This is a genomic window from Orrella sp. JC864, from assembly GCF_037026685.1.
In the GTDB taxonomy this organism is placed as follows: Bacteria; Pseudomonadota; Gammaproteobacteria; order Burkholderiales; family Burkholderiaceae_B; genus Orrella.
In genome coordinates this window covers 117,297-133,007 of sequence record NZ_JBANET010000006.1, presented here as the reverse complement: position 1 = coordinate 133,007, position 15,711 = coordinate 117,297, and the positions used below count along the sequence as shown (strand labels likewise).

Below are 15,711 nucleotides of genomic sequence, written 5' to 3'. Positions count from 1 at the left end.
CGATGGCAACGCCCCTCATGCCGGCCAGTCGCTTCGTGTATCTGCGGCTGGAAGATCCGGCCGGCAAGCACAAGCCCGTCATCACTCAGCATTTGGTCTGGAACTTCGAGCGGTTCCTACAGAGCCAGATGAAGGCCTACATGGACGTTAAGGACGAGGCGGACCGCCGCATCGTCACCCCCGCAACCCGCGCCGAGTACATGGCGCAGCACAAGAAGGCGAACTGATCATGGCACAAACCACCGATATCGCGGCCCTCCAACGGCCGCCGGCCACAACGCCGCTGGCCGTGAACATGTTTACGGCCGAAGGCTTCGAACTCGCACAGCGAATTGCCAGGGCGTACCAGACCGCGAACGCCGTGCCATCCGCCTTCCGGGCGGTAACGATCAAGCGCGAGAAACAGGGTAACGACTACTACGACGTCGAGGTGCCCAACCCGGCAGCGCTGGGCAACTGCATCGTCGCCATCGAGACGGCGCAGGCGGTCGGTATGTCGATCACCGCAGTGATGCAGAACGCCAACGTCATCGAAGGCCGTCTGTCGTGGAGCGGCAAATTCGTCATCGCGGCGATCAACGCCTCGCGCCGATTCTCTCCGCTGCGCTTCCGCATCACGCACAAGGGAATGATCAAGGCCACCTACAAAGAAAAAGGCCAGTGGAACCGGGAGCTGCGGCGCTACGACATGATCGAGCGCGAAATCGAAGTCGAGAACATCGAGTGCGTGGCATGGGCGTATGTCATGGAGAACGGCCGTCGTACCGATGAAATCGTCGAGGGCGTACCGGTAAGCATCAAGATGGCGGTCGAGGAAGGCTGGTACTCCAAGCCGGGCAGCAAATGGCAAACCGAACTGAAGCACCTGATGCTCCAGTATCGCGCCGGCAGCTTCTTCGGCAACATCCACGCGCCCGACATTGTCATGGGCATGGGTCGCACGACCGAAGAATGGCAAGACACGCTCGATGCCCATACCGGCCCCGACGGTTCGATTAGCGTCAACCTGGACGAACTGCGCGCCTCGGGTGCTGCCTCCCAAGCAACCGAACACGCCCGCACCGACGCGGTCCGCGGCAAGCATGCGGACGTCACAGATATCGATTCGCGCCCAGCCGCCGAAGCCAAACCTTATCCCCCCAGCGAGAAGGCGAAGGCCGAGGCTGCGCAGACCCAGCAACAGCGTAGCTTCGACATCACCTACGAGCAGGTCGCGCAGAAACTGCGCGCCGCCGATTCCCTGGACGTGCTGGACGTGGCCGCCGACCTGATCGGCGAGGTGCAGGATCCGCAAGAGCAGGACGACCTGCGCCACATCTACGGCCAGCGCAAGCAGGAGCTGGCCGACGCCCCCACAGCCCAGCCGCGTGCCACGCGTAGTCGCCGCAGCGTCGCTGCGCCGGAATAAGCGAAGGCAGCCGCCATGAGCAACACTGCATTTTTCCGCAACGCGACCATCTACCGGCTTGCGGCGAGTTGGTGGCCGGACATAGCCACGTTGGCCAATCAATTGGCCACCCAGGCGTTTCAGCCAACCGGCGACCTCCAAGCCGAATCGGTGGGCTGGGTCCAGCCCACCGCGGACACCGACCTCGTCTACGACTCCGCGGGGCACCTGCTGCTAACCATGCGGGTCGAGCGCAAGGTTATCCCCGGCGCGGCGGTGGACCTCCTGGTGCGCGAACGCGCAGCTGAATTCGAGGAGAAGGAAGGGTTCAAGCCTGGCCGCAAGTTGCTCAAGGAAATCAAAGAGCGGGTACTGGACGAAATGCTGCCCAGGGCCTTCCGCCAGCAACGCGACACCCGCGTCTGGATCGACTTGACCGGACGGACGCTGGTGATCGACTCTTCCTCGCCAGCGCAATGTGACCAGGTGCTGGGCCTCATCGGCAAGTGCCTCGACCCCTTCCCGCTGGAACCGTTCCTTGTGCAGACCAACCCTGCCTTGGCGATGACAGCCTGGCTGCAAGCCGATGCCGCCCCGGATTGCTTCACCATCGATACAGACGTGGAATTGCGCGGCCAAGGTGACCAAGGCCCGGTAATTCGGTACCAGCGGCAAGCCGTCGATCCCAACGACGTCGGCCGCCACATCCACGCCGGCAAGGTGTGCACGCTGCTGGGGCTGACCTGGAACGACCGCGTGGCGATGCTTTTGACGGACACGCTGGTGCTCAAGCGAATCGTGCCGCTGGACCTGCTCACGCACACACAAGAGCGCGAGGCCGCGCAAAACGCGGCGGAGCGATACGCCGCCGACTTCAAGCTGATGACTGGCGAGATGTCCGGCTTGATCGGGGATCTGACGCACGCCCTCGGCGGCCTACAGGATGACCTGGCACAACGGGCGGCACGTGACACGGCCCCTGTAGTGGATGCCGAAATCGCACCTGACCACGGCAGTTCGTCTGCCCCTCTGCTCTATCAGGCGCGCGAATACGTTATCGCCAACGACCGTGCCAGCATCTCGCTGATTCAGCGCCACCTGGGCATCGGCTACAACCGCGCCGCCCGGCTGCTCGAAACCCTCGAACAGCTGGGCGTCGTGTCCCCAATGACGCCGGACGGCAAGCGCGCCGTTCTGGCCTGATCGAGGACCAACATGAAGATCCAACACCTGGAAATCCAGAATTTCCAAGCCCTTCGCCACGTGGACCTGTCCATTCCGACACCGCTGGCCATGATCGGCGGCGACAACGAGGCCGGCAAATCGAGCCTGTGCGAGGCGATCCGCCTGGCGCTCACCGGCGAGCAGACCCGGGTCGCGCTCAAGAAAGAGATGGGCGAAATGGTCACCGACGGCGCCACGAAGGGACATATCTTCGTCGATGTTGACGGCGCCGGCGTGTCGGTCAGCCTGCCGGATGGCAAGGCGCACGGAAACGCCCCGGAGAACCCGTTTCTGCCGTTCGTGCTGCAACCGTCCCGCTTTGCCAGCACGACCACCGACGAACGGCGTACGCTGCTGTTCAAGCTGACCAAGGTGGCCGCCAGTAGCGCCAGCGTGCTCGAGCGCATGAAGGCGCGCGGCTGCGCCGAGTCACTGGCCAGCGGCGTCCTGCCGATGCTGCGCAGCGGTTTCCCGGCGGCGCACGACTATGCCGCCGGCCAGGCCAAGGACTGCAAATCGGCTTGGCGCGGCGTGACCGGCGAGGCCTGGGGAGAGAAGAAGGCGCCGGGCTGGAGCGCAGCCAAGCCGGAATTCGACCTGGCGGCGCTGACCGCCATCAACGGCGAAATCGCCGAGCTGGACGAGCGCATCGGCGGGCACCAGCAGTCGCTGGGCGCGCTGCGCGAGAAGGCCAGCGCCTTCCAGGCCTACCAGGCCCAGGCCGCGCAGCGCGAGAAGCAAGCCGCGCAGTTGCCGGCCCTGCGCAACAAGCTCGCAGTGGACGAGAAGCAGCTCGCCGAATGGCAGGCCAAGGTCGAGGATCTCACCGCCCGCGCCGGCACCGGGCCGCGTCAAGGCCTCGTGCACGACCTTGCGCGCGCAGTGGATTACCTGCTGGGATTCACCGCCGCCGACGCCAGCAAGACGGCCGACGATCTGGCCGCCGAGGCCGCGCTGGCCTCCTACGAGGCCCAATACGGGAAGCTGGGTGGGCAGGGCGACCCTGACGCTGCTGCGGAGCTTGCCAAGGCCATCCAGGCCCGCGACCTCATGCAGCGCGCGGTCAACAACGACCGCCGCGACATCGCTGCGGGCGAGGCGGCCGCCAGCGGCACGGATGCCGCCGCCGTGGAGGTGGTCGAGCCGTCCGACCTGCAGGCTGCCGAGCAGGCGCTGCAGCAACTCAAAGAGAAGCGCGCCGCACTCAGCAAGCGCCACCATGACCTGCTGACGGCCCAGCGTGCCTCCGAACAGGCCGACAAAAAGACCGCCGAGGCGGCCAAGCACCACGCCGACGCCATCGAATGGCTCAAGATCGCGGCGGCGCTGGCCCCCGACGGCATTCCGGGCGAGCTGCTGGCCGACGCTCTGCGTCCCGTGAACGCCCTGTTGGCCGAGTTGTCCGAGCTGGCCGGCTGGGCGACGGTCCGCATTGATCCGGACATGACCATTCGCGCCGGCGGCCGCATGTACCGCATGCAGTCCGCGTCCGCGCAGTGGCGCGCCGACACGATACTGGCCCTGGCCATCGCCGAGCTGTCCGGCCTGCGCTGCGTGTTGCTGGATGCTTTCGACATCCTGAACATGGCTGGCCGTGTGGAGGTGATCGATCTGCTCGACGTGCTTGCCGAGAGCGGCCGAATCGACACGGCCATCTTGCTGGGCACGCTCAAGGCGCCGCCCAGCGCCCCGACCGACGCCTATACCGCCTTTTGGCTGCAAGACGGCGCCCTCGGCGACACGGTTTTGCAGCAAAAGGCGGCTTAGCGCCCCACCAACAGGAGGTCACCGCCAATGAGCAACCCCCACAGGAAGGCGCGCCGGGCTAAGGCGCGAAACAAGCCGTACCGTCCCAAGCCTTCCGAGCCGCCAATGCTCGTCGGCTCGCACCTTGTCCTGAGCCCACTCGAGCACATGGTGGAGCAATTGGAGCGGGACGGTACGCTCGATACCGACGAGCGGGGCACACCCATCGTCATTGGAAGAGACGGCCGCGAGTATGACGCGGCGGGTGCCCTCGAAGGCGTCTTGTGGCATTTCGAAATGATGTCGATACGCCACGGCGTCACCCTTCCGCTGGACGGGCTCCGCGAGCTCATGATCGCGTGCCGCTACCTGGTGCCAGTGCAGTCAGGAACGATTGCGAAGCTGCGGGCGGACTTGCCGGTGCTGCGGCGGGCGATGGCAACCGGATCCCGCGTGGACCAAATCGACTTGCTCCAGCAATGCCGAATCAAAGCCGCTCTGGAGAACATCGTCACGCCGGACGGCGGGCGCTGCCCCCCGGGCAGTCGACCTTAACGAGTGCTCGAGGAAATCAGCTGATCGATCAGCTGGCAAGCCAGCTTGACCCCGGCATCCTTGGCCTGCTCATAGGTCGCGTGGGAACGGTCATCTTCGCTACGCCGCGGCAGGACCTGCTCGTCGTTCCTGAACACCTCCACGGCGACCGTCCAGGGCGCGGCACCGGTTCCGTGCTTCTCGCAGTGAACCGCGTAGCTGTAGCCCTCACGGTAATCATTCACATGAATCGGGTTGTTCGATTGCATAGGCATCCCCTCGGTGGCTATGCGCCTAATCGTAGCCTAAAACATTGGAGTGACGTTTGATCACCGATATCAACCATTTCCACCTGTTCTTCGGCCTGGGCGGCGGCGCCGCCGGCTTCCAGGACGCCCGGCCGGAGATCCCTGGCATGCGAGGCCGCATGGTGTGCATCGGCGGCATGGACGTAGATCCGGCCGGCGCCGAGGATTTTCACCGCTTTACGGGCGTGCGCGGCACGGTGCGCGACCTTTTCGACCGCAAGCAGTACATGGCCTTTCATGGGCGCGAGCCCGGGCCCGGCTGGGTCGAAGCCATGCCCGGCGACTTGCACGCGGCTGCGCACGGCCGGCGGCCCGACATCGTGTTCCTTTCCGCGCCCTGCAAGGGGTTCTCCGGCCTGCTGTCGGAGACGCGTAGCGTGACCGCCAAGTACCAGGCGCTGAACCGCCTTACGCTGCGCGGCGTTTGGCTGATGCTCGAGGCCTGGGCCGACGATCCGGCCGACGTGATCCTGTTCGAGAACGTGCCGCGCATCGCCACGCGCGGCCGGCACCTGCTCGACCAGATCACCGGCATGCTGCGCCACTACGGCTACGTGGTGCGCGAAACCACGCACGACTGCGGCGAGCTGGGCGGCCTGGCCCAGAGCCGCAAGCGGTTCCTCTTGATCGCCCGGCACGCCGAAAAGGTGCCGCCCTTCATCTACGAGCCGCCCAAGCGGCCGCTGCGCTCCGTGGGCGAGATCCTGAGCCGCTACTGGCGCCCGGGCGACCCGGCCGCCGGGCCCATGCATCGCATCCCGAGCCTGAACTGGAAAACCTGGGTGCGCCTGGCCTTCGTCGAGGCCGGCAAGGACTGGCGCAGCCTGAACCGGCTGGCGGTCGAGAACGGGTATCTGCGCGACTACCTGATCGTGCCCGAGGCGCACCACGGGTTCCTGGGCGTGCAGCGATGGAACGGTGCCAGCGGGACGGTATCCAGCCGCTGCGGCCCGACCAACGGCGCATACAGCGTGGCCGACCCACGCCAGGAGGTCTATTCGGCCGGCTACGGGGTGAACGCCTGGGGCGCGCCTACGGGCGCCGTGGCGGGAGAATCGCTACCCAGCAACGGCCGGTTTGCCGTCGCGGATCCGCGTGCGCAAGACGGCGCGGCGCAGTATCAGCAGTACGGCGTCATGAGCATGGACGACACGGCGGGCGCGGTCATCGGCGTGAAGTCGCCTGGCCAGGGAACGTTCAGCGTCGCAGACCCGCGCGGCTATGGCTCAGACACGCACAAGAACGTCTACCGCGTCGTGCCCTGGGATGGAAGCGCTGGTACCGTGAGCAGCGGCCACGGTCCCTCCAGCGGTGGGCAGTGCGTCGCGGACCCTCGCCACGCCGGCCCGGCCAAGCACTCCAACGAGTTCCGGATCGTCCCATTCGACGGCCAAGCACGCGCCGTTACCGGTGCGCACGGTACCGGCCAGTGCGTGGCTGACCCGGCCCCGGATTGGGCTGGCCGGCATGGCCACCTGGCGGTTACCGCCTGGCACGAAGCCAGCCGCACTGTGACGGCGGGCGGCAAGGGTGTCCAAGGCGGCTACCTATCCGTGGCCGATCCGCGGCCGGCCGCTCAGGGGAGCCGGCTCTTCACGAAGTACCCGGTTACTGCCTTCGATGCGCCCTCCCGCACGGTAATCGGCGGCGATGACACCGGAGCCTATGCAGTGGCCGACCCGCGCCCGAACATGGCCCGCGGCCGCGGCGACAACTACCTGACGGCCGGCCATTACGGCGTCGTGGACCCGGCCGAGCCGTCCGGCGCCGTGTCGGCGGCCGCGTGTCACGACAACGGACGCTGGAGCGTGGCCGACTGGAGGCTGCCCGAGGCCACCGACAAGCTGGTGTGCGTCATCCGCGCGCTGGACGGCAAGTGGCATAGGCCATTCACGACGCTGGACCTGGCCGCACTGCAAAGCCTCTACGACCCCGACGACTATGCCGAGGCCGCCGAGCAGTTTGTGCTGCACGGCAACTCCGACCAGGCCTGGCGCGAACGCATCGGCAACGCTGTCCCGCGCAAGGCCGCCCAGGCGATGGCCGAAGAGATCGGCCGCGCCATTCTGCTGGCGCGCGCCGGCGAGTCGTTTCAGCTGTCCAGCACGCCCATTTGGGTGCGCCCTATCGCCACTGCGCTGGCCGTTCGCGGAAACGACGTGAACGCGACCTGAAGGCGCCTGCCCAGTACGGCACCACACACCACCCACATAAAGGTATTCCCATGAAAAAAATTCAAATTGCGCCGGAGAAACTGCAAAAGCTCTTGGAAGAGCTCGGCGCGCCGATCCCGAAGGAGATGGCCGAGGTCATCAAAGCAGGGACGCCCGTTTCCGTGTCCCAAATCACGTTACCCGCCCCCGACTACGGCCCCATCATGGCCGCCGACGCCGAGCAGCTCGCCGGCCTGCTGGAAGGGGCTCTCGCCGAGCCGTTCGCAGTCGGTGACATCGTGCGCTTGCGGCCCTGGGCGGCCGACCGGTTCAAGTGGCCGCGCCCGGGGGAACACTGCATCGTCACCCAGGTGCTGGCCGTGCCGTATCGCCAAGGCGCTCACGGCACGGCGCGCGCCGCCGAGGTGGGCGACATCGCTCTAGGATTCGTGGATGGCGACGGAGAAATCCTCGAGTTCCTGTACGACCGCCGCATGGTCGAACGCGTTGGATCCTTGCACGAGACGGCAGACGCATAAGCGCCCTATCGCTCGGCCCCACCTACACGCCTACGGGCTGTTGTGTAGCGAGCAATATAGGACCGTGGCCACTCGCAAGAATGCGCCGACCAGCGACTTCCCCGAAGCGCCCCGGGAATTGATCGACCAAGCGATCAGCACGCTTGCAAAGCGGTTGCTAGACGCTCAGCACACCCAAGGAGCCTGACATGCCCGACTGGTTCGAAATCATGCGCAAGCTGAACCAATACCGGCTGCGCAAACACGACGGCCACTACACCCTGGAGTTCCAGGAGGGCCGCCATCGCTTCCAACTGCACCGTCACGACACCGGCCAGCACCTGCGGATCTGGGTCGTGGACGATGCCGGCGACACCCTGCTGGTCTACGACAAGACGGAATGGTTCAGCAGCCGGTACGAGTTCAACGGCACCGGCCCAGGCTGGGTGCATCGCGGCCCCTGGACACACGCGATCACGGCGGACTTCGAGCGCTTCGAGGAAGAGATTGAGCAGTACGTCCGCGCGGCCGAGCTGCGCGCGGATGCTGCGGCACGCGATGCCGAAGCGGCGCGCGCAGCCACGCTCAGCCGGTTCAGGGCGCTTTACCCCGAGCAAGGAGCCTGACATGGGCGAGACAGACAAGGAATTGCTGGAACTGGCGGCGAAGGCTGCTGGCATCGCGCTCGCGGAACAGCCGTTCATCCATTCCAAGGACCCTGGGGCATTGACCCCCGGTGGCAGCATATGGAACCCCCTCACCGACGACGGCGATGCGCTGCGGCTGGCGGTGAAGCTGAACCTCATCGTATGCAGTCATCGACAGGGAGAGTCGTGGGCGCAGCGACTGGAAATAAATATCAAAGAGGCGCACGGGGATGATGCTGTTGCCGCCACCCGCCGCGCCATTGTCCGCGCTGCCGCCGCTACCGCCCGCCATACGGAGGGAGCATGAGTGCCAAGCACTGGATCGCCAGCGAGGATGAGGCGGAGTTCCGCGAGTTCTGCGAGAGCAACGGACACGCTACACGCGACCACACCGACCCTTTCCGCCGTGGCTTCCAAGTCCAGCACAAGGGCCACTGGATGGGGGTTGTTTGGAACGGCGCCTTCAAGCGCTACTCAGCCGACTCCCGCTTGTCCCTGATCGTTCAATCGTGGGCTTCCCACCGCGCCCGCACCCAGGGGGGAGCATGAGCAAGATCGAAGACGGCGGGCCGGCGTTTCCAGGTGAGCGCGCATTCCGCTACTACCAGATGGGCGACAGGACGGGCACTGAAACGGTGCCGGGAATGTCTCTGCGCGACTACTTCGCGGCCAAGTTCAGCGCAGCCTGGGTGCTAGCTATCACCGCCAGCCACCCCACGGAATCACGCGAAGCCATCGGCATCGAGGCCAACCGGCTCGGACTGCTTCAGGCCGACGCCATGATCCGCGCCCGCACCCAGGAGGGAGCATGAGCAAGCCAATCTTCATCGACCTCGACGGCAACACTGCTCGGATCGATCCGCAACGGACACCCACCGCATATGTGCGCCTGTCGATTATGACCGAGCAGGCGTACAGCGGGCAGACCGGCAAGATCATCAGCCGGCCTCAAGCGGTGGAAGTCTACATCACCGTGGACCAGGCCAACGCCCTGGCAGATGCCCTTCTCCGCGCCCGCACCCAGGAGCCCAGCCAATGACCACGATCACGTTTACCCACAAGGGCTGGTTTCTGCTTTGCCCGATCCTAACCAACACGAGCCGCCAGTACATCCATGCCCGCTGGCCGTGGCTGGAGTTCTGGTTCGACGTGCAGTGCGCAGTGGTGTTGCCGCTGTACGGCTGGCTGGTCTACCTGGCCCGTCGGGCGATGAGGCGCCCCGGCGTTATCCAGGTCGACCCTGTGCACCATGTATCACGCCTTGCAGAGCCCGTCACATTGCATGGCACCGAGCACGACGGCGAAACGCCTGGAGGGCAGCCATGACCGTTGATACGCAGAAGCTGCGGAACGCGCTGGCAGACTCCGATAGCGACTGGCACCTGTCCGAGTTCTCCGCAGCGATTCAAGCCCTGCTGGACGAACACAGTGCCCTGATACACGACATCAGCGAGTACGTGCGCATCAGCAGCCAGCAGGCCGAAGAGATCGAGCGCAAGGACGCGGAGGTGGCGAGGCTGCGTGAGGCCGTCCAGCGAGCCTATGGCTATCTCTGGCACGTGAACAACGAGCCCGGCACGCCGAACCGACACTACCCCGAGGCGATGGCCTATGAGGCGAGGAAAGTGCTACGCGACCTGCTGACCACGGGGCAGCGCGGCGACGGGATAAATGCCGCTCGCGCCGCACTATCGGGAGCACGCAATGGATGACAATTACGAAGCGCTGAGAAAGGCTGCGAAGCGCCGGAATATCTTTTGCCACCCCGACGTGATCTCCGAATACCGCGCCGCCGTCAATCCCGAAGTCATCCTAGCCCTGCTGGCCGAGCGGGATGCACTGCGCAAGGCACTGGCCGAATTGGTAGCGCTTGAGGCTGACGGTTGGCACGCCGGCGAGTCAAGCATCGAATCCTGGGAACGCGCCCGCGCCGCCCTCTCCCACAGCCAAGGCGTGGAATCGCAAACAACCGCGAGGATGAAGGCGCCGGAATGCTAACCCGCTTCCGCTTCGTCAATAAGGCGCTTCGCATGCTGTAAGGCCCACTCGGTGGCTTCACGAGAGTCATCGCAAGCCTTGCGGAGTCCGCTACCCAACGAATGGCTGGGCGCATTTTCCTCCGCCCGATACCAGCGGGCATTGCCGTAGTAAGCCGGGAGGCGCTCATCCTTCTGCGCCCAGGCGTCGATTACGAACCCGCGATAGCTCTCCTGGACGGGCGAATATTTCACGATTCCGCTTCGACCTTGTTCCATGACGGTATCCCCAGAGTTATAGCGGGTCGATCGTACCCCACCCCCATCAGAGTGCCAGCATGCAGAGCCCACAACTCGTACTTGAAATCGCACCCAAACTGGTCGTGGACATCTTCGCCGGCGGCGGCGGCTGGTCTACCGCCTACGAACAAGCCACCGGCCAACACGTGCACGTCGCCATCAACCACAATCCCGACGCGCTGAGCATGCACGAGGCGAACCACCCGCAGGCGAAGCATCACATCGCCGACGTATGGGAGGTCTGCCCGCGCCAGGCGACTGGCGGCATGCCCGTGGGCTGGCTGCACCTGTCGCCCGACTGCACCGACCACAGCCAGGCCAAGGGCGGCCAGCCGCGGCGCAAGAACATCAGGGCGCTGGCCTGGGTTACGGTGCGCTGGGCCGGCACGGTCAAGCCCGACATCATCAGCCTGGAGAACGTCGTCCAGATACTGAAGTGGGGCCGCTTGGTCGCCAAGCGCGATCCCGCCACCGGCCGCGTGGTTCGGTTGGACGGCACCGTGGCCCAGCCGGGCGAGCGCGTGCCGGTGCAGCAGCAGTACCTGGTGCCGGACACCAAGGGATGGGGCCGCCACTGGCGCCGCCTCGTGGCCATCCTGCGCGGCATGGGCTATGTCGTGGAATGGCGCGAGCTCAACGCCGCCGACTATGGCGCCGGCACCACGCGCACGCGCCTGTTCATGATGGCGCGCCGCGACGGCCTGCCCATCGTCTGGCCCGAGCCGACGCACCACAAGAGGCCGGCCAAGGGCCAACGAGGCTGGCGCCCGGCCGCCGACGGCATCGACTGGAGCATCGAAGGCCGGTCGATCTTCAACCGGCCGCGCCCGCTGGCCGACGCCACGATGCGCCGCATCGCGCGCGGCATGAAGCGATACGTGCTGGACAGCGCCGATCCGTTCATCGTACCCGCGACGCATCAAGGTGCCGACCGCGTGCACGGTATCCGCGAACCGGCCAGGACCATCACCGGGGCGAATCGTGGCGAGCTGATGCTGGCCGCGCCCGTGCTGGCGGGCGTGGGCGGCCGGGCTGGGCAAAGCGAGCCCCGGCCTGCCAGCGAGCCGCATTACACCATCACCCGGAAGGGCGACAGCGCCGTCATCGCTCCAGTGCTTGTCCAGGCATCGCACGGTGAAGGCAAGCCCGGCCGCGCGCAACGGTGGGGCACTGGCGCGCGCAGCGCAAGGGATCCTGCTGGCACATTTGCAGCGAGCAGCGCGTCGTTCTCGACAGCCAGCGCATTCATGGTCCAGGCCAACGGCGGCTACAACACCACGCCCGCCCACGACCTGCGCCGGGCGGCGTCGACCATCACCAACACCGGCAGCCAGCAGCAGCTCATCACGGCGCACCTGACGACCATGAGCCAGAACGTGACCGGCTCGGACTTGCGCGAGCCCGCGCAGACCATCCTGGCCGGTGCCGCGCGGTACGGCCTTGTCGAGTACGACCTGGCGCCCGATGTCGAGGCCGGCGCGCTGCGCGTGGCCGCCTTCCTGATGCGCTACTACGGCGAGGGCGGGCAATGGGGCGACCTGCGCGAGCCCGCCAGCACGTTGACCACGAAAGACCGTCTGGCGCTTGTCACCGTCTATGTGCACGGCACGCCATATGTAGTGGTCGATATTCGCCTGCGCATGCTCACGCCGGCGGAACTGTACGACCTGCAGGGCTTCCCTCGCGATTACATCATCACCCACGGCCATGACGGTCGGCGGTTTACCAAATCCCAGCAGGTGCATATGGTCGGAAACAGCGTCAGCCCACCGCCAGCGGTTGCGCTCATTGCCGCCAATGCGCCCAGCGAACTGCTCATGAGGAAGGCAGCATGACCACCCCCACCCCCCATCCCTCCGAGGTCGAGAAGGCCCAGCCTGTGCAGGGCGAGTGCCCGAGCGAGCGCGTGCGCAATGCCGCTGCGATCCTCGACACGCTGACCAGCAACCTGGTCGAGCAGCACCCGCTCCGAGTTGAAGCGGCCGAAGCCGCGAAACGGGCTGTGGCCGACCTCTACGCCCTGGCCGACCGCATGGACGCCCTCCAGGCAAATCCCTCCGGTCCAGACGAGCCCATCGCCCGCGTCGCCAACGATTACACGGCGAGCGGCCTGTCCTGCCACATTACCGAATACCTGCCCGCGGGGATGCCGCTGTATGCGAGGCCGTCCGCGATGCCAGCCCTGACGGACGCGATGCGGGCGGTACTGCGCAATGAGCGGGATGTGTACGGCAGCGAGGATGCGCTGTACGCCGCGCTGGTCGCTGCGGCGGGCAATCAGGCCCAGGCAAGCGCCCCGGCAGTGCAACCCGGCTGGAAGCTGGTGCCGGTCGAGCCGACCGACGAATGGGTGGCCGCGCTCCAGGGCGTGCGCGTCGACTCGATGAAAAGCGTCATCGCGGACGTGCTCGCCGCCGCGCCCACTCCCCCAGCAGCGGTGCAGGAGAAGGCCGCGCCGAGCGACAAGGAACTGATCGCAGTGGGAGAGTCGGTTGGATTGGGGCCAAGCCTGTCTGTCGCCTATGGTCGCGCCTTGTTTGCCCGCCACGGGCAGCCTGCCGCGAGCGTGGAACCAACGCAGCAGATGATCGACGCGGGCATCAGAGCGGCCGGTATGGGGACATCCTACCAGTACCCCCGCGAGGTTGTCGTAGCCGTGTGGCGGGCCATGCAAGCTGCCGCCCAGCCTGTCGCGACCTCGCGACCGAGCGACAGGAAAATCCCGGATGCAGTTTCGCACTATGGGCTGATCGACGAGCGTGTGGGCGCTCCGCCTGCGACCCAGCCTGCCGCGAGCGTTACGCAGGTCGGCACTTGGGAGCCGGACGACCCGAGATGGTTCATCTGGAAGCCCGGCATTGTGCGCGACTCTTTCCCGGCCGGCACGCCCATCTATGTCGGGCAGCCTGCCGCGAGCGCGCAGCCCTTGCACTGGATCCCCGAGGACGAATTGCCGGAATGGCTGCCGACGCCGGTTTATGACGCGCTGTTCCCTCACTCGCGCATCGAAAACGGCATCCGCGAGTTTCCGATCTACGGACCCGCCCCCGTTGCCGCCCAGGCCCAGCCGGACTACCCCGGCGCAACGGTGGCAGACCGGCTGGACGCGATGGCCGACGAGTGCGCGCCCGGATCGCAACGGGCCGCAGACCTGCTCGCTGCCTCCACCATTTGGCGCAAGCACCTGGCTGGGCCGGCCGCCCAGGCCAGCGGGCAGGATGCGGCGGCAGAGCTAACGGCGGCTGCGCGTGACGTGTTGGCCGAGCGGCGCCGCCAGGTCGAGGCCGAGGGCTTGACGCCGGAGCACGACGACGAGCACGAGCCGGGAGGCATTGCCGGCGCCGCGGTTTGCTACGCACGACACGCATGGGAGAGGCTATCCGGTGTGCTGCACGAACCGCTGACCGCCCGCCCCTACATCCACTGGCCGTGGGCCGCGACATGGTGGAAGCCGACCACGCCACGCCGCGATCTCGTGAAAGCCGCCGCACTGATCCTGGCCGAGATCGAGCGCCTGGACCGTGCTGCCGCCCGCGCAGCAGGAGGCGAGTATGCCTAAGCCGCCGAAACTCAAACCCGACCACGTCTTCATCGAAGTCGTCAGAGGACCGGAAGGTCTCGCGCTGTACGTGGCGAATGACGATGGCGGCCACCGCCTGGCTGGCCCCAAGCCTTGGGGCGGTGGTCGGACCATCCATCAGTTCCAGGTGAAGCTGTCGGAACTGCTCAAGGAAGCTCCGGCCTTTGCGCCGAAGGATACTGGCCATGCCAGCGGGCAGGCACAGGGTGCGGAAGCCGAGCGCCAGCGCGTGGGCGAGGCGATCAGCCAGTTCATGGCAGATAACGCCCATGAAAACAGCACCGAATGTTGCCTAGATTGGGCCGACGCCAACAACATCGACGCGCTGATGGACGCCATCGACGCCGCCCGCGCAGCAGGAGGCGAGCATGTCTGACCTTACCTACGTCCCTGCTCAACCTCTGGGCGCCGTGCAGCCCGGCGACATCGCGCAGATTCTGGACCGAAACGGGTCGGTGATTTCGGAGGTAGTCATCGACAAGGTGACCACGCGCAGCGTGACTACCGAGTGCGGCCGCCGGTGGACACTCCAATATGGCGAGTTCATCAGCCACTTTCAAGGCAGCCGGCCGATCTCCTTTCCCTTTCCCTGCATCCGCAAGAAGGTGGCTGACCATGCCCTGGTATGAAATCGCGCTCGGCCTGGCCGGCGCCGGCATCATCATCGCCCTCCTCTACATCCTCTTCGTCATGAGGAAGTGACCATGCCTGACGACATCAAGTCGGCGCTGCCGCCGCTGCCCTTCGGCTTCCACTCGCCTGACGATGACTGGCTGAGCCAGATAGCCGGTGGCAGCAACCGGGCCCACTGCGTGGCCGACATAGAGGCATACGGCCGCGCCTGCTACACCCAGGCCCGTGCCGACCTGATCGCCGAGATGCACAAGCGCCTCATCGACCGTGCAGTGGCCGGCACAATGCTCGTTGCAGACGTGCGCGCCATCCTCCCGGAGAAGTGACCATGCAAGACGACATCAAACCCGTGCTGACGGATGCCCAGATTCTCGCCGTTGGCACCTTCGGCCAATCCCCTTTGAAGCGTCTCGATCATGGCCGCGCCATCGAGCGTGAAGTGTTGCGCGTCCTCGCTGATAGGGAGGGACGGCAGCAGTGGATCGACGTGCGCGATCGCTTGCCGGAACCTGACGAGCCTGTGCTCGTGCATAACGGGCGCTGGACTGGCGTAGGCGCCTGGATGTCTGGCGAATACCTGGAACCCATCGAGCGCTGGCAGGGCGAGCACCGCGAGTTCATCGAAATGAGCGGCCCCTCCGTCACGCATTGGCAGCCCCTTCCTGCCCCGCCAGCCGACGCCCAGCGTGCCAAGGAGGAATGACC

At 66.2% G+C, this 15,711-nt stretch carries 23 protein-coding genes; 21 read left to right on the top strand and 2 right to left on the bottom strand.

The genetic code is table 11. The annotated features are described in order from the left end of the window. Positions 1-2 precede the first annotated feature (2 nt). Genes V8Z80_RS08325 through V8Z80_RS08305 form a run of 5 tightly spaced genes read left to right on the top strand, consistent with a single transcriptional unit; the run spans position 3 to position 4,912 of the window. Positions 3-227, top strand: a complete 225-nt coding sequence (locus V8Z80_RS08325) for a hypothetical protein (protein WP_336061674.1) — start codon at positions 3-5, stop codon at positions 225-227. A gap of 2 nt (positions 228-229) precedes the next feature. Beyond that, complete coding sequence (locus tag V8Z80_RS08320) at positions 230-1,408, top strand: hypothetical protein (RefSeq protein ID WP_336061673.1); 1,179 nt, start codon at positions 230-232, stop codon at positions 1,406-1,408. 15 nt (positions 1,409-1,423) lie between these two features. After that, entirely contained in the window at positions 1,424-2,590 is a 1,167-nt protein-coding gene (gene rdgC, locus V8Z80_RS08315; RefSeq protein WP_336061672.1) for a recombination-associated protein RdgC, read from the top strand. Positions 2,591-2,602: 12 nt separating this feature from the next. Next, positions 2,603-4,378, top strand: coding sequence for an AAA family ATPase (locus V8Z80_RS08310; RefSeq protein ID WP_336061671.1), 1,776 nt, complete (start codon positions 2,603-2,605; stop codon positions 4,376-4,378). A 27-nt stretch (positions 4,379-4,405) separates the two neighbouring features. After that, complete coding sequence (locus tag V8Z80_RS08305) at positions 4,406-4,912, top strand: hypothetical protein (RefSeq protein WP_336061670.1); 507 nt, start codon at positions 4,406-4,408, stop codon at positions 4,910-4,912. Here the strand turns inward: V8Z80_RS08305 and V8Z80_RS08300 are convergent. After that, complete coding sequence (locus V8Z80_RS08300) at positions 4,909-5,160, bottom strand: hypothetical protein (RefSeq protein WP_336061669.1); 252 nt, start codon at positions 5,158-5,160, stop codon at positions 4,909-4,911. The two genes, V8Z80_RS08305 and V8Z80_RS08300, sit on opposite strands and share 4 nt — an antisense overlap. Before the next feature lie 56 nt (positions 5,161-5,216). Here V8Z80_RS08300 and V8Z80_RS08295 point away from each other — a divergent pair, with 56 nt between their 5' ends. The 10 genes from V8Z80_RS08295 to V8Z80_RS08250 all read left to right on the top strand — a co-directional run bounded on the left by V8Z80_RS08295 (position 5,217) and on the right by V8Z80_RS08250 (position 10,515). After that, positions 5,217-7,373 carry a DNA cytosine methyltransferase gene (locus V8Z80_RS08295; RefSeq protein WP_336061668.1) on the top strand — a complete coding sequence of 719 codons (2,157 nt, stop codon included), beginning with the start codon at positions 5,217-5,219 and terminating at the stop codon, positions 7,371-7,373. A 50-nt stretch (positions 7,374-7,423) separates the two neighbouring features. Further along, positions 7,424-7,891 carry a hypothetical protein gene (locus V8Z80_RS08290; RefSeq protein WP_336061667.1) on the top strand — a complete coding sequence of 156 codons (468 nt, stop codon included), beginning with the start codon at positions 7,424-7,426 and terminating at the stop codon, positions 7,889-7,891. 188 nt (positions 7,892-8,079) lie between these two features. Continuing rightward, the gene (locus tag V8Z80_RS08285) at positions 8,080-8,496 is read left to right on the top strand and encodes a hypothetical protein (RefSeq protein WP_336061666.1); all 417 of its coding nucleotides are present in this window, start codon (positions 8,080-8,082) and stop codon (positions 8,494-8,496) included. Position 8,497: 1 nt separating this feature from the next. Further along, a complete protein-coding gene (locus V8Z80_RS08280; RefSeq protein WP_336061665.1) occupies positions 8,498-8,824 on the top strand; it encodes a hypothetical protein in 327 nt (108 codons plus the stop codon). Beyond that, complete coding sequence (locus V8Z80_RS08275; RefSeq protein ID WP_336061664.1) at positions 8,821-9,066, top strand: hypothetical protein; 246 nt, start codon at positions 8,821-8,823, stop codon at positions 9,064-9,066. Before V8Z80_RS08280 ends, V8Z80_RS08275 begins: the two co-directional genes overlap by 4 nt. After that, the gene (locus tag V8Z80_RS08270) at positions 9,063-9,329 is read left to right on the top strand and encodes a hypothetical protein (protein WP_336061663.1); all 267 of its coding nucleotides are present in this window, start codon (positions 9,063-9,065) and stop codon (positions 9,327-9,329) included. The genes V8Z80_RS08275 and V8Z80_RS08270 overlap by 4 nt, the downstream gene beginning before the upstream one ends. After that, on the top strand, positions 9,326-9,556 hold the full coding sequence (locus V8Z80_RS08265; protein ID WP_336061662.1) for a hypothetical protein: 231 nt from the start codon (positions 9,326-9,328) through the stop codon (positions 9,554-9,556). Before V8Z80_RS08270 ends, V8Z80_RS08265 begins: the two co-directional genes overlap by 4 nt. Beyond that, a complete protein-coding gene (locus V8Z80_RS08260; RefSeq protein ID WP_336061661.1) occupies positions 9,553-9,843 on the top strand; it encodes a hypothetical protein in 291 nt (96 codons plus the stop codon). Before V8Z80_RS08265 ends, V8Z80_RS08260 begins: the two co-directional genes overlap by 4 nt. Next, positions 9,840-10,229, top strand: coding sequence for a hypothetical protein (locus V8Z80_RS08255; RefSeq protein ID WP_336061660.1), 390 nt, complete (start codon positions 9,840-9,842; stop codon positions 10,227-10,229). The genes V8Z80_RS08260 and V8Z80_RS08255 overlap by 4 nt, the downstream gene beginning before the upstream one ends. Then, on the top strand, positions 10,222-10,515 hold the full coding sequence (locus V8Z80_RS08250; RefSeq protein ID WP_336061659.1) for a hypothetical protein: 294 nt from the start codon (positions 10,222-10,224) through the stop codon (positions 10,513-10,515). The genes V8Z80_RS08255 and V8Z80_RS08250 overlap by 8 nt, the downstream gene beginning before the upstream one ends. Here V8Z80_RS08250 and V8Z80_RS08245 read toward each other — a convergent pair. Further along, positions 10,512-10,772 carry a hypothetical protein gene (locus V8Z80_RS08245; protein ID WP_336061658.1) on the bottom strand — a complete coding sequence of 87 codons (261 nt, stop codon included), beginning with the start codon at positions 10,770-10,772 and terminating at the stop codon, positions 10,512-10,514. The two genes, V8Z80_RS08250 and V8Z80_RS08245, sit on opposite strands and share 4 nt — an antisense overlap. Before the next feature lie 59 nt (positions 10,773-10,831). Here V8Z80_RS08245 and V8Z80_RS08240 point away from each other — a divergent pair, with 59 nt between their 5' ends. The 6 genes from V8Z80_RS08240 (at position 10,832) to V8Z80_RS08215 (ending at position 15,709) form a co-directional block, all read left to right on the top strand. Beyond that, complete coding sequence (locus tag V8Z80_RS08240; RefSeq protein WP_336061657.1) at positions 10,832-12,628, top strand: DNA cytosine methyltransferase; 1,797 nt, start codon at positions 10,832-10,834, stop codon at positions 12,626-12,628. Next, entirely contained in the window at positions 12,625-14,352 is a 1,728-nt protein-coding gene (locus V8Z80_RS08235; RefSeq protein ID WP_336061656.1) for a hypothetical protein, read from the top strand. The genes V8Z80_RS08240 and V8Z80_RS08235 overlap by 4 nt, the downstream gene beginning before the upstream one ends. Beyond that, positions 14,345-14,749, top strand: coding sequence for a hypothetical protein (locus V8Z80_RS08230; RefSeq protein WP_336061655.1), 405 nt, complete (start codon positions 14,345-14,347; stop codon positions 14,747-14,749). Before V8Z80_RS08235 ends, V8Z80_RS08230 begins: the two co-directional genes overlap by 8 nt. Next, on the top strand, positions 14,742-15,002 hold the full coding sequence (locus V8Z80_RS08225) for a hypothetical protein (RefSeq protein ID WP_336061654.1): 261 nt from the start codon (positions 14,742-14,744) through the stop codon (positions 15,000-15,002). Before V8Z80_RS08230 ends, V8Z80_RS08225 begins: the two co-directional genes overlap by 8 nt. 75 nt (positions 15,003-15,077) lie before the next feature. Then, on the top strand, positions 15,078-15,332 hold the full coding sequence (locus V8Z80_RS08220; RefSeq protein ID WP_336061653.1) for a hypothetical protein: 255 nt from the start codon (positions 15,078-15,080) through the stop codon (positions 15,330-15,332). Positions 15,333-15,334: 2 nt separating this feature from the next. Beyond that, complete coding sequence (locus V8Z80_RS08215; RefSeq protein ID WP_336061652.1) at positions 15,335-15,709, top strand: DUF551 domain-containing protein; 375 nt, start codon at positions 15,335-15,337, stop codon at positions 15,707-15,709. Positions 15,710-15,711: the final 2 nt, after the last annotated feature.

Excerpts from the sequence above, each read along its gene's own strand:
- V8Z80_RS08240 (WP_336061657.1), top strand. The coding sequence starts at position 10,832 with ATGCAGAGCCCACAACTCGTACTTGAAATCGCACCCAAACTGGTCGTG.
- V8Z80_RS08325 (WP_336061674.1), top strand. The coding sequence starts at position 3 with ATGGCAACGCCCCTCATGCCGGCCAGTCGCTTCGTGTATCTGCGGCTG.
- V8Z80_RS08235 (WP_336061656.1), top strand. The coding sequence starts at position 12,625 with ATGACCACCCCCACCCCCCATCCCTCCGAGGTCGAGAAGGCCCAGCCT.
- V8Z80_RS08260 (WP_336061661.1), top strand. The coding sequence starts at position 9,553 with ATGACCACGATCACGTTTACCCACAAGGGCTGGTTTCTGCTTTGCCCG.
- V8Z80_RS08215 (WP_336061652.1), top strand. The coding sequence starts at position 15,335 with ATGCAAGACGACATCAAACCCGTGCTGACGGATGCCCAGATTCTCGCC.
- V8Z80_RS08300 (WP_336061669.1), bottom strand. The coding sequence starts at position 5,160 with ATGCAATCGAACAACCCGATTCATGTGAATGATTACCGTGAGGGCTAC.
- V8Z80_RS08280 (WP_336061665.1), top strand. The coding sequence starts at position 8,498 with ATGGGCGAGACAGACAAGGAATTGCTGGAACTGGCGGCGAAGGCTGCT.
- V8Z80_RS08285 (WP_336061666.1), top strand. The coding sequence starts at position 8,080 with ATGCCCGACTGGTTCGAAATCATGCGCAAGCTGAACCAATACCGGCTG.
- rdgC (WP_336061672.1), top strand. The coding sequence starts at position 1,424 with ATGAGCAACACTGCATTTTTCCGCAACGCGACCATCTACCGGCTTGCG.
- V8Z80_RS08220 (WP_336061653.1), top strand. The coding sequence starts at position 15,078 with ATGCCTGACGACATCAAGTCGGCGCTGCCGCCGCTGCCCTTCGGCTTC.
- V8Z80_RS08225 (WP_336061654.1), top strand. The coding sequence starts at position 14,742 with ATGTCTGACCTTACCTACGTCCCTGCTCAACCTCTGGGCGCCGTGCAG.
- V8Z80_RS08305 (WP_336061670.1), top strand. The coding sequence starts at position 4,406 with ATGAGCAACCCCCACAGGAAGGCGCGCCGGGCTAAGGCGCGAAACAAG.
- V8Z80_RS08245 (WP_336061658.1), bottom strand. The coding sequence starts at position 10,772 with ATGGAACAAGGTCGAAGCGGAATCGTGAAATATTCGCCCGTCCAGGAG.
- V8Z80_RS08290 (WP_336061667.1), top strand. The coding sequence starts at position 7,424 with ATGAAAAAAATTCAAATTGCGCCGGAGAAACTGCAAAAGCTCTTGGAA.
- V8Z80_RS08270 (WP_336061663.1), top strand. The coding sequence starts at position 9,063 with ATGAGCAAGATCGAAGACGGCGGGCCGGCGTTTCCAGGTGAGCGCGCA.
- V8Z80_RS08230 (WP_336061655.1), top strand. The coding sequence starts at position 14,345 with ATGCCTAAGCCGCCGAAACTCAAACCCGACCACGTCTTCATCGAAGTC.
- V8Z80_RS08255 (WP_336061660.1), top strand. The coding sequence starts at position 9,840 with ATGACCGTTGATACGCAGAAGCTGCGGAACGCGCTGGCAGACTCCGAT.
- V8Z80_RS08250 (WP_336061659.1), top strand. The coding sequence starts at position 10,222 with ATGGATGACAATTACGAAGCGCTGAGAAAGGCTGCGAAGCGCCGGAAT.
- V8Z80_RS08320 (WP_336061673.1), top strand. The coding sequence starts at position 230 with ATGGCACAAACCACCGATATCGCGGCCCTCCAACGGCCGCCGGCCACA.
- V8Z80_RS08265 (WP_336061662.1), top strand. The coding sequence starts at position 9,326 with ATGAGCAAGCCAATCTTCATCGACCTCGACGGCAACACTGCTCGGATC.
- V8Z80_RS08275 (WP_336061664.1), top strand. The coding sequence starts at position 8,821 with ATGAGTGCCAAGCACTGGATCGCCAGCGAGGATGAGGCGGAGTTCCGC.
- V8Z80_RS08310 (WP_336061671.1), top strand. The coding sequence starts at position 2,603 with ATGAAGATCCAACACCTGGAAATCCAGAATTTCCAAGCCCTTCGCCAC.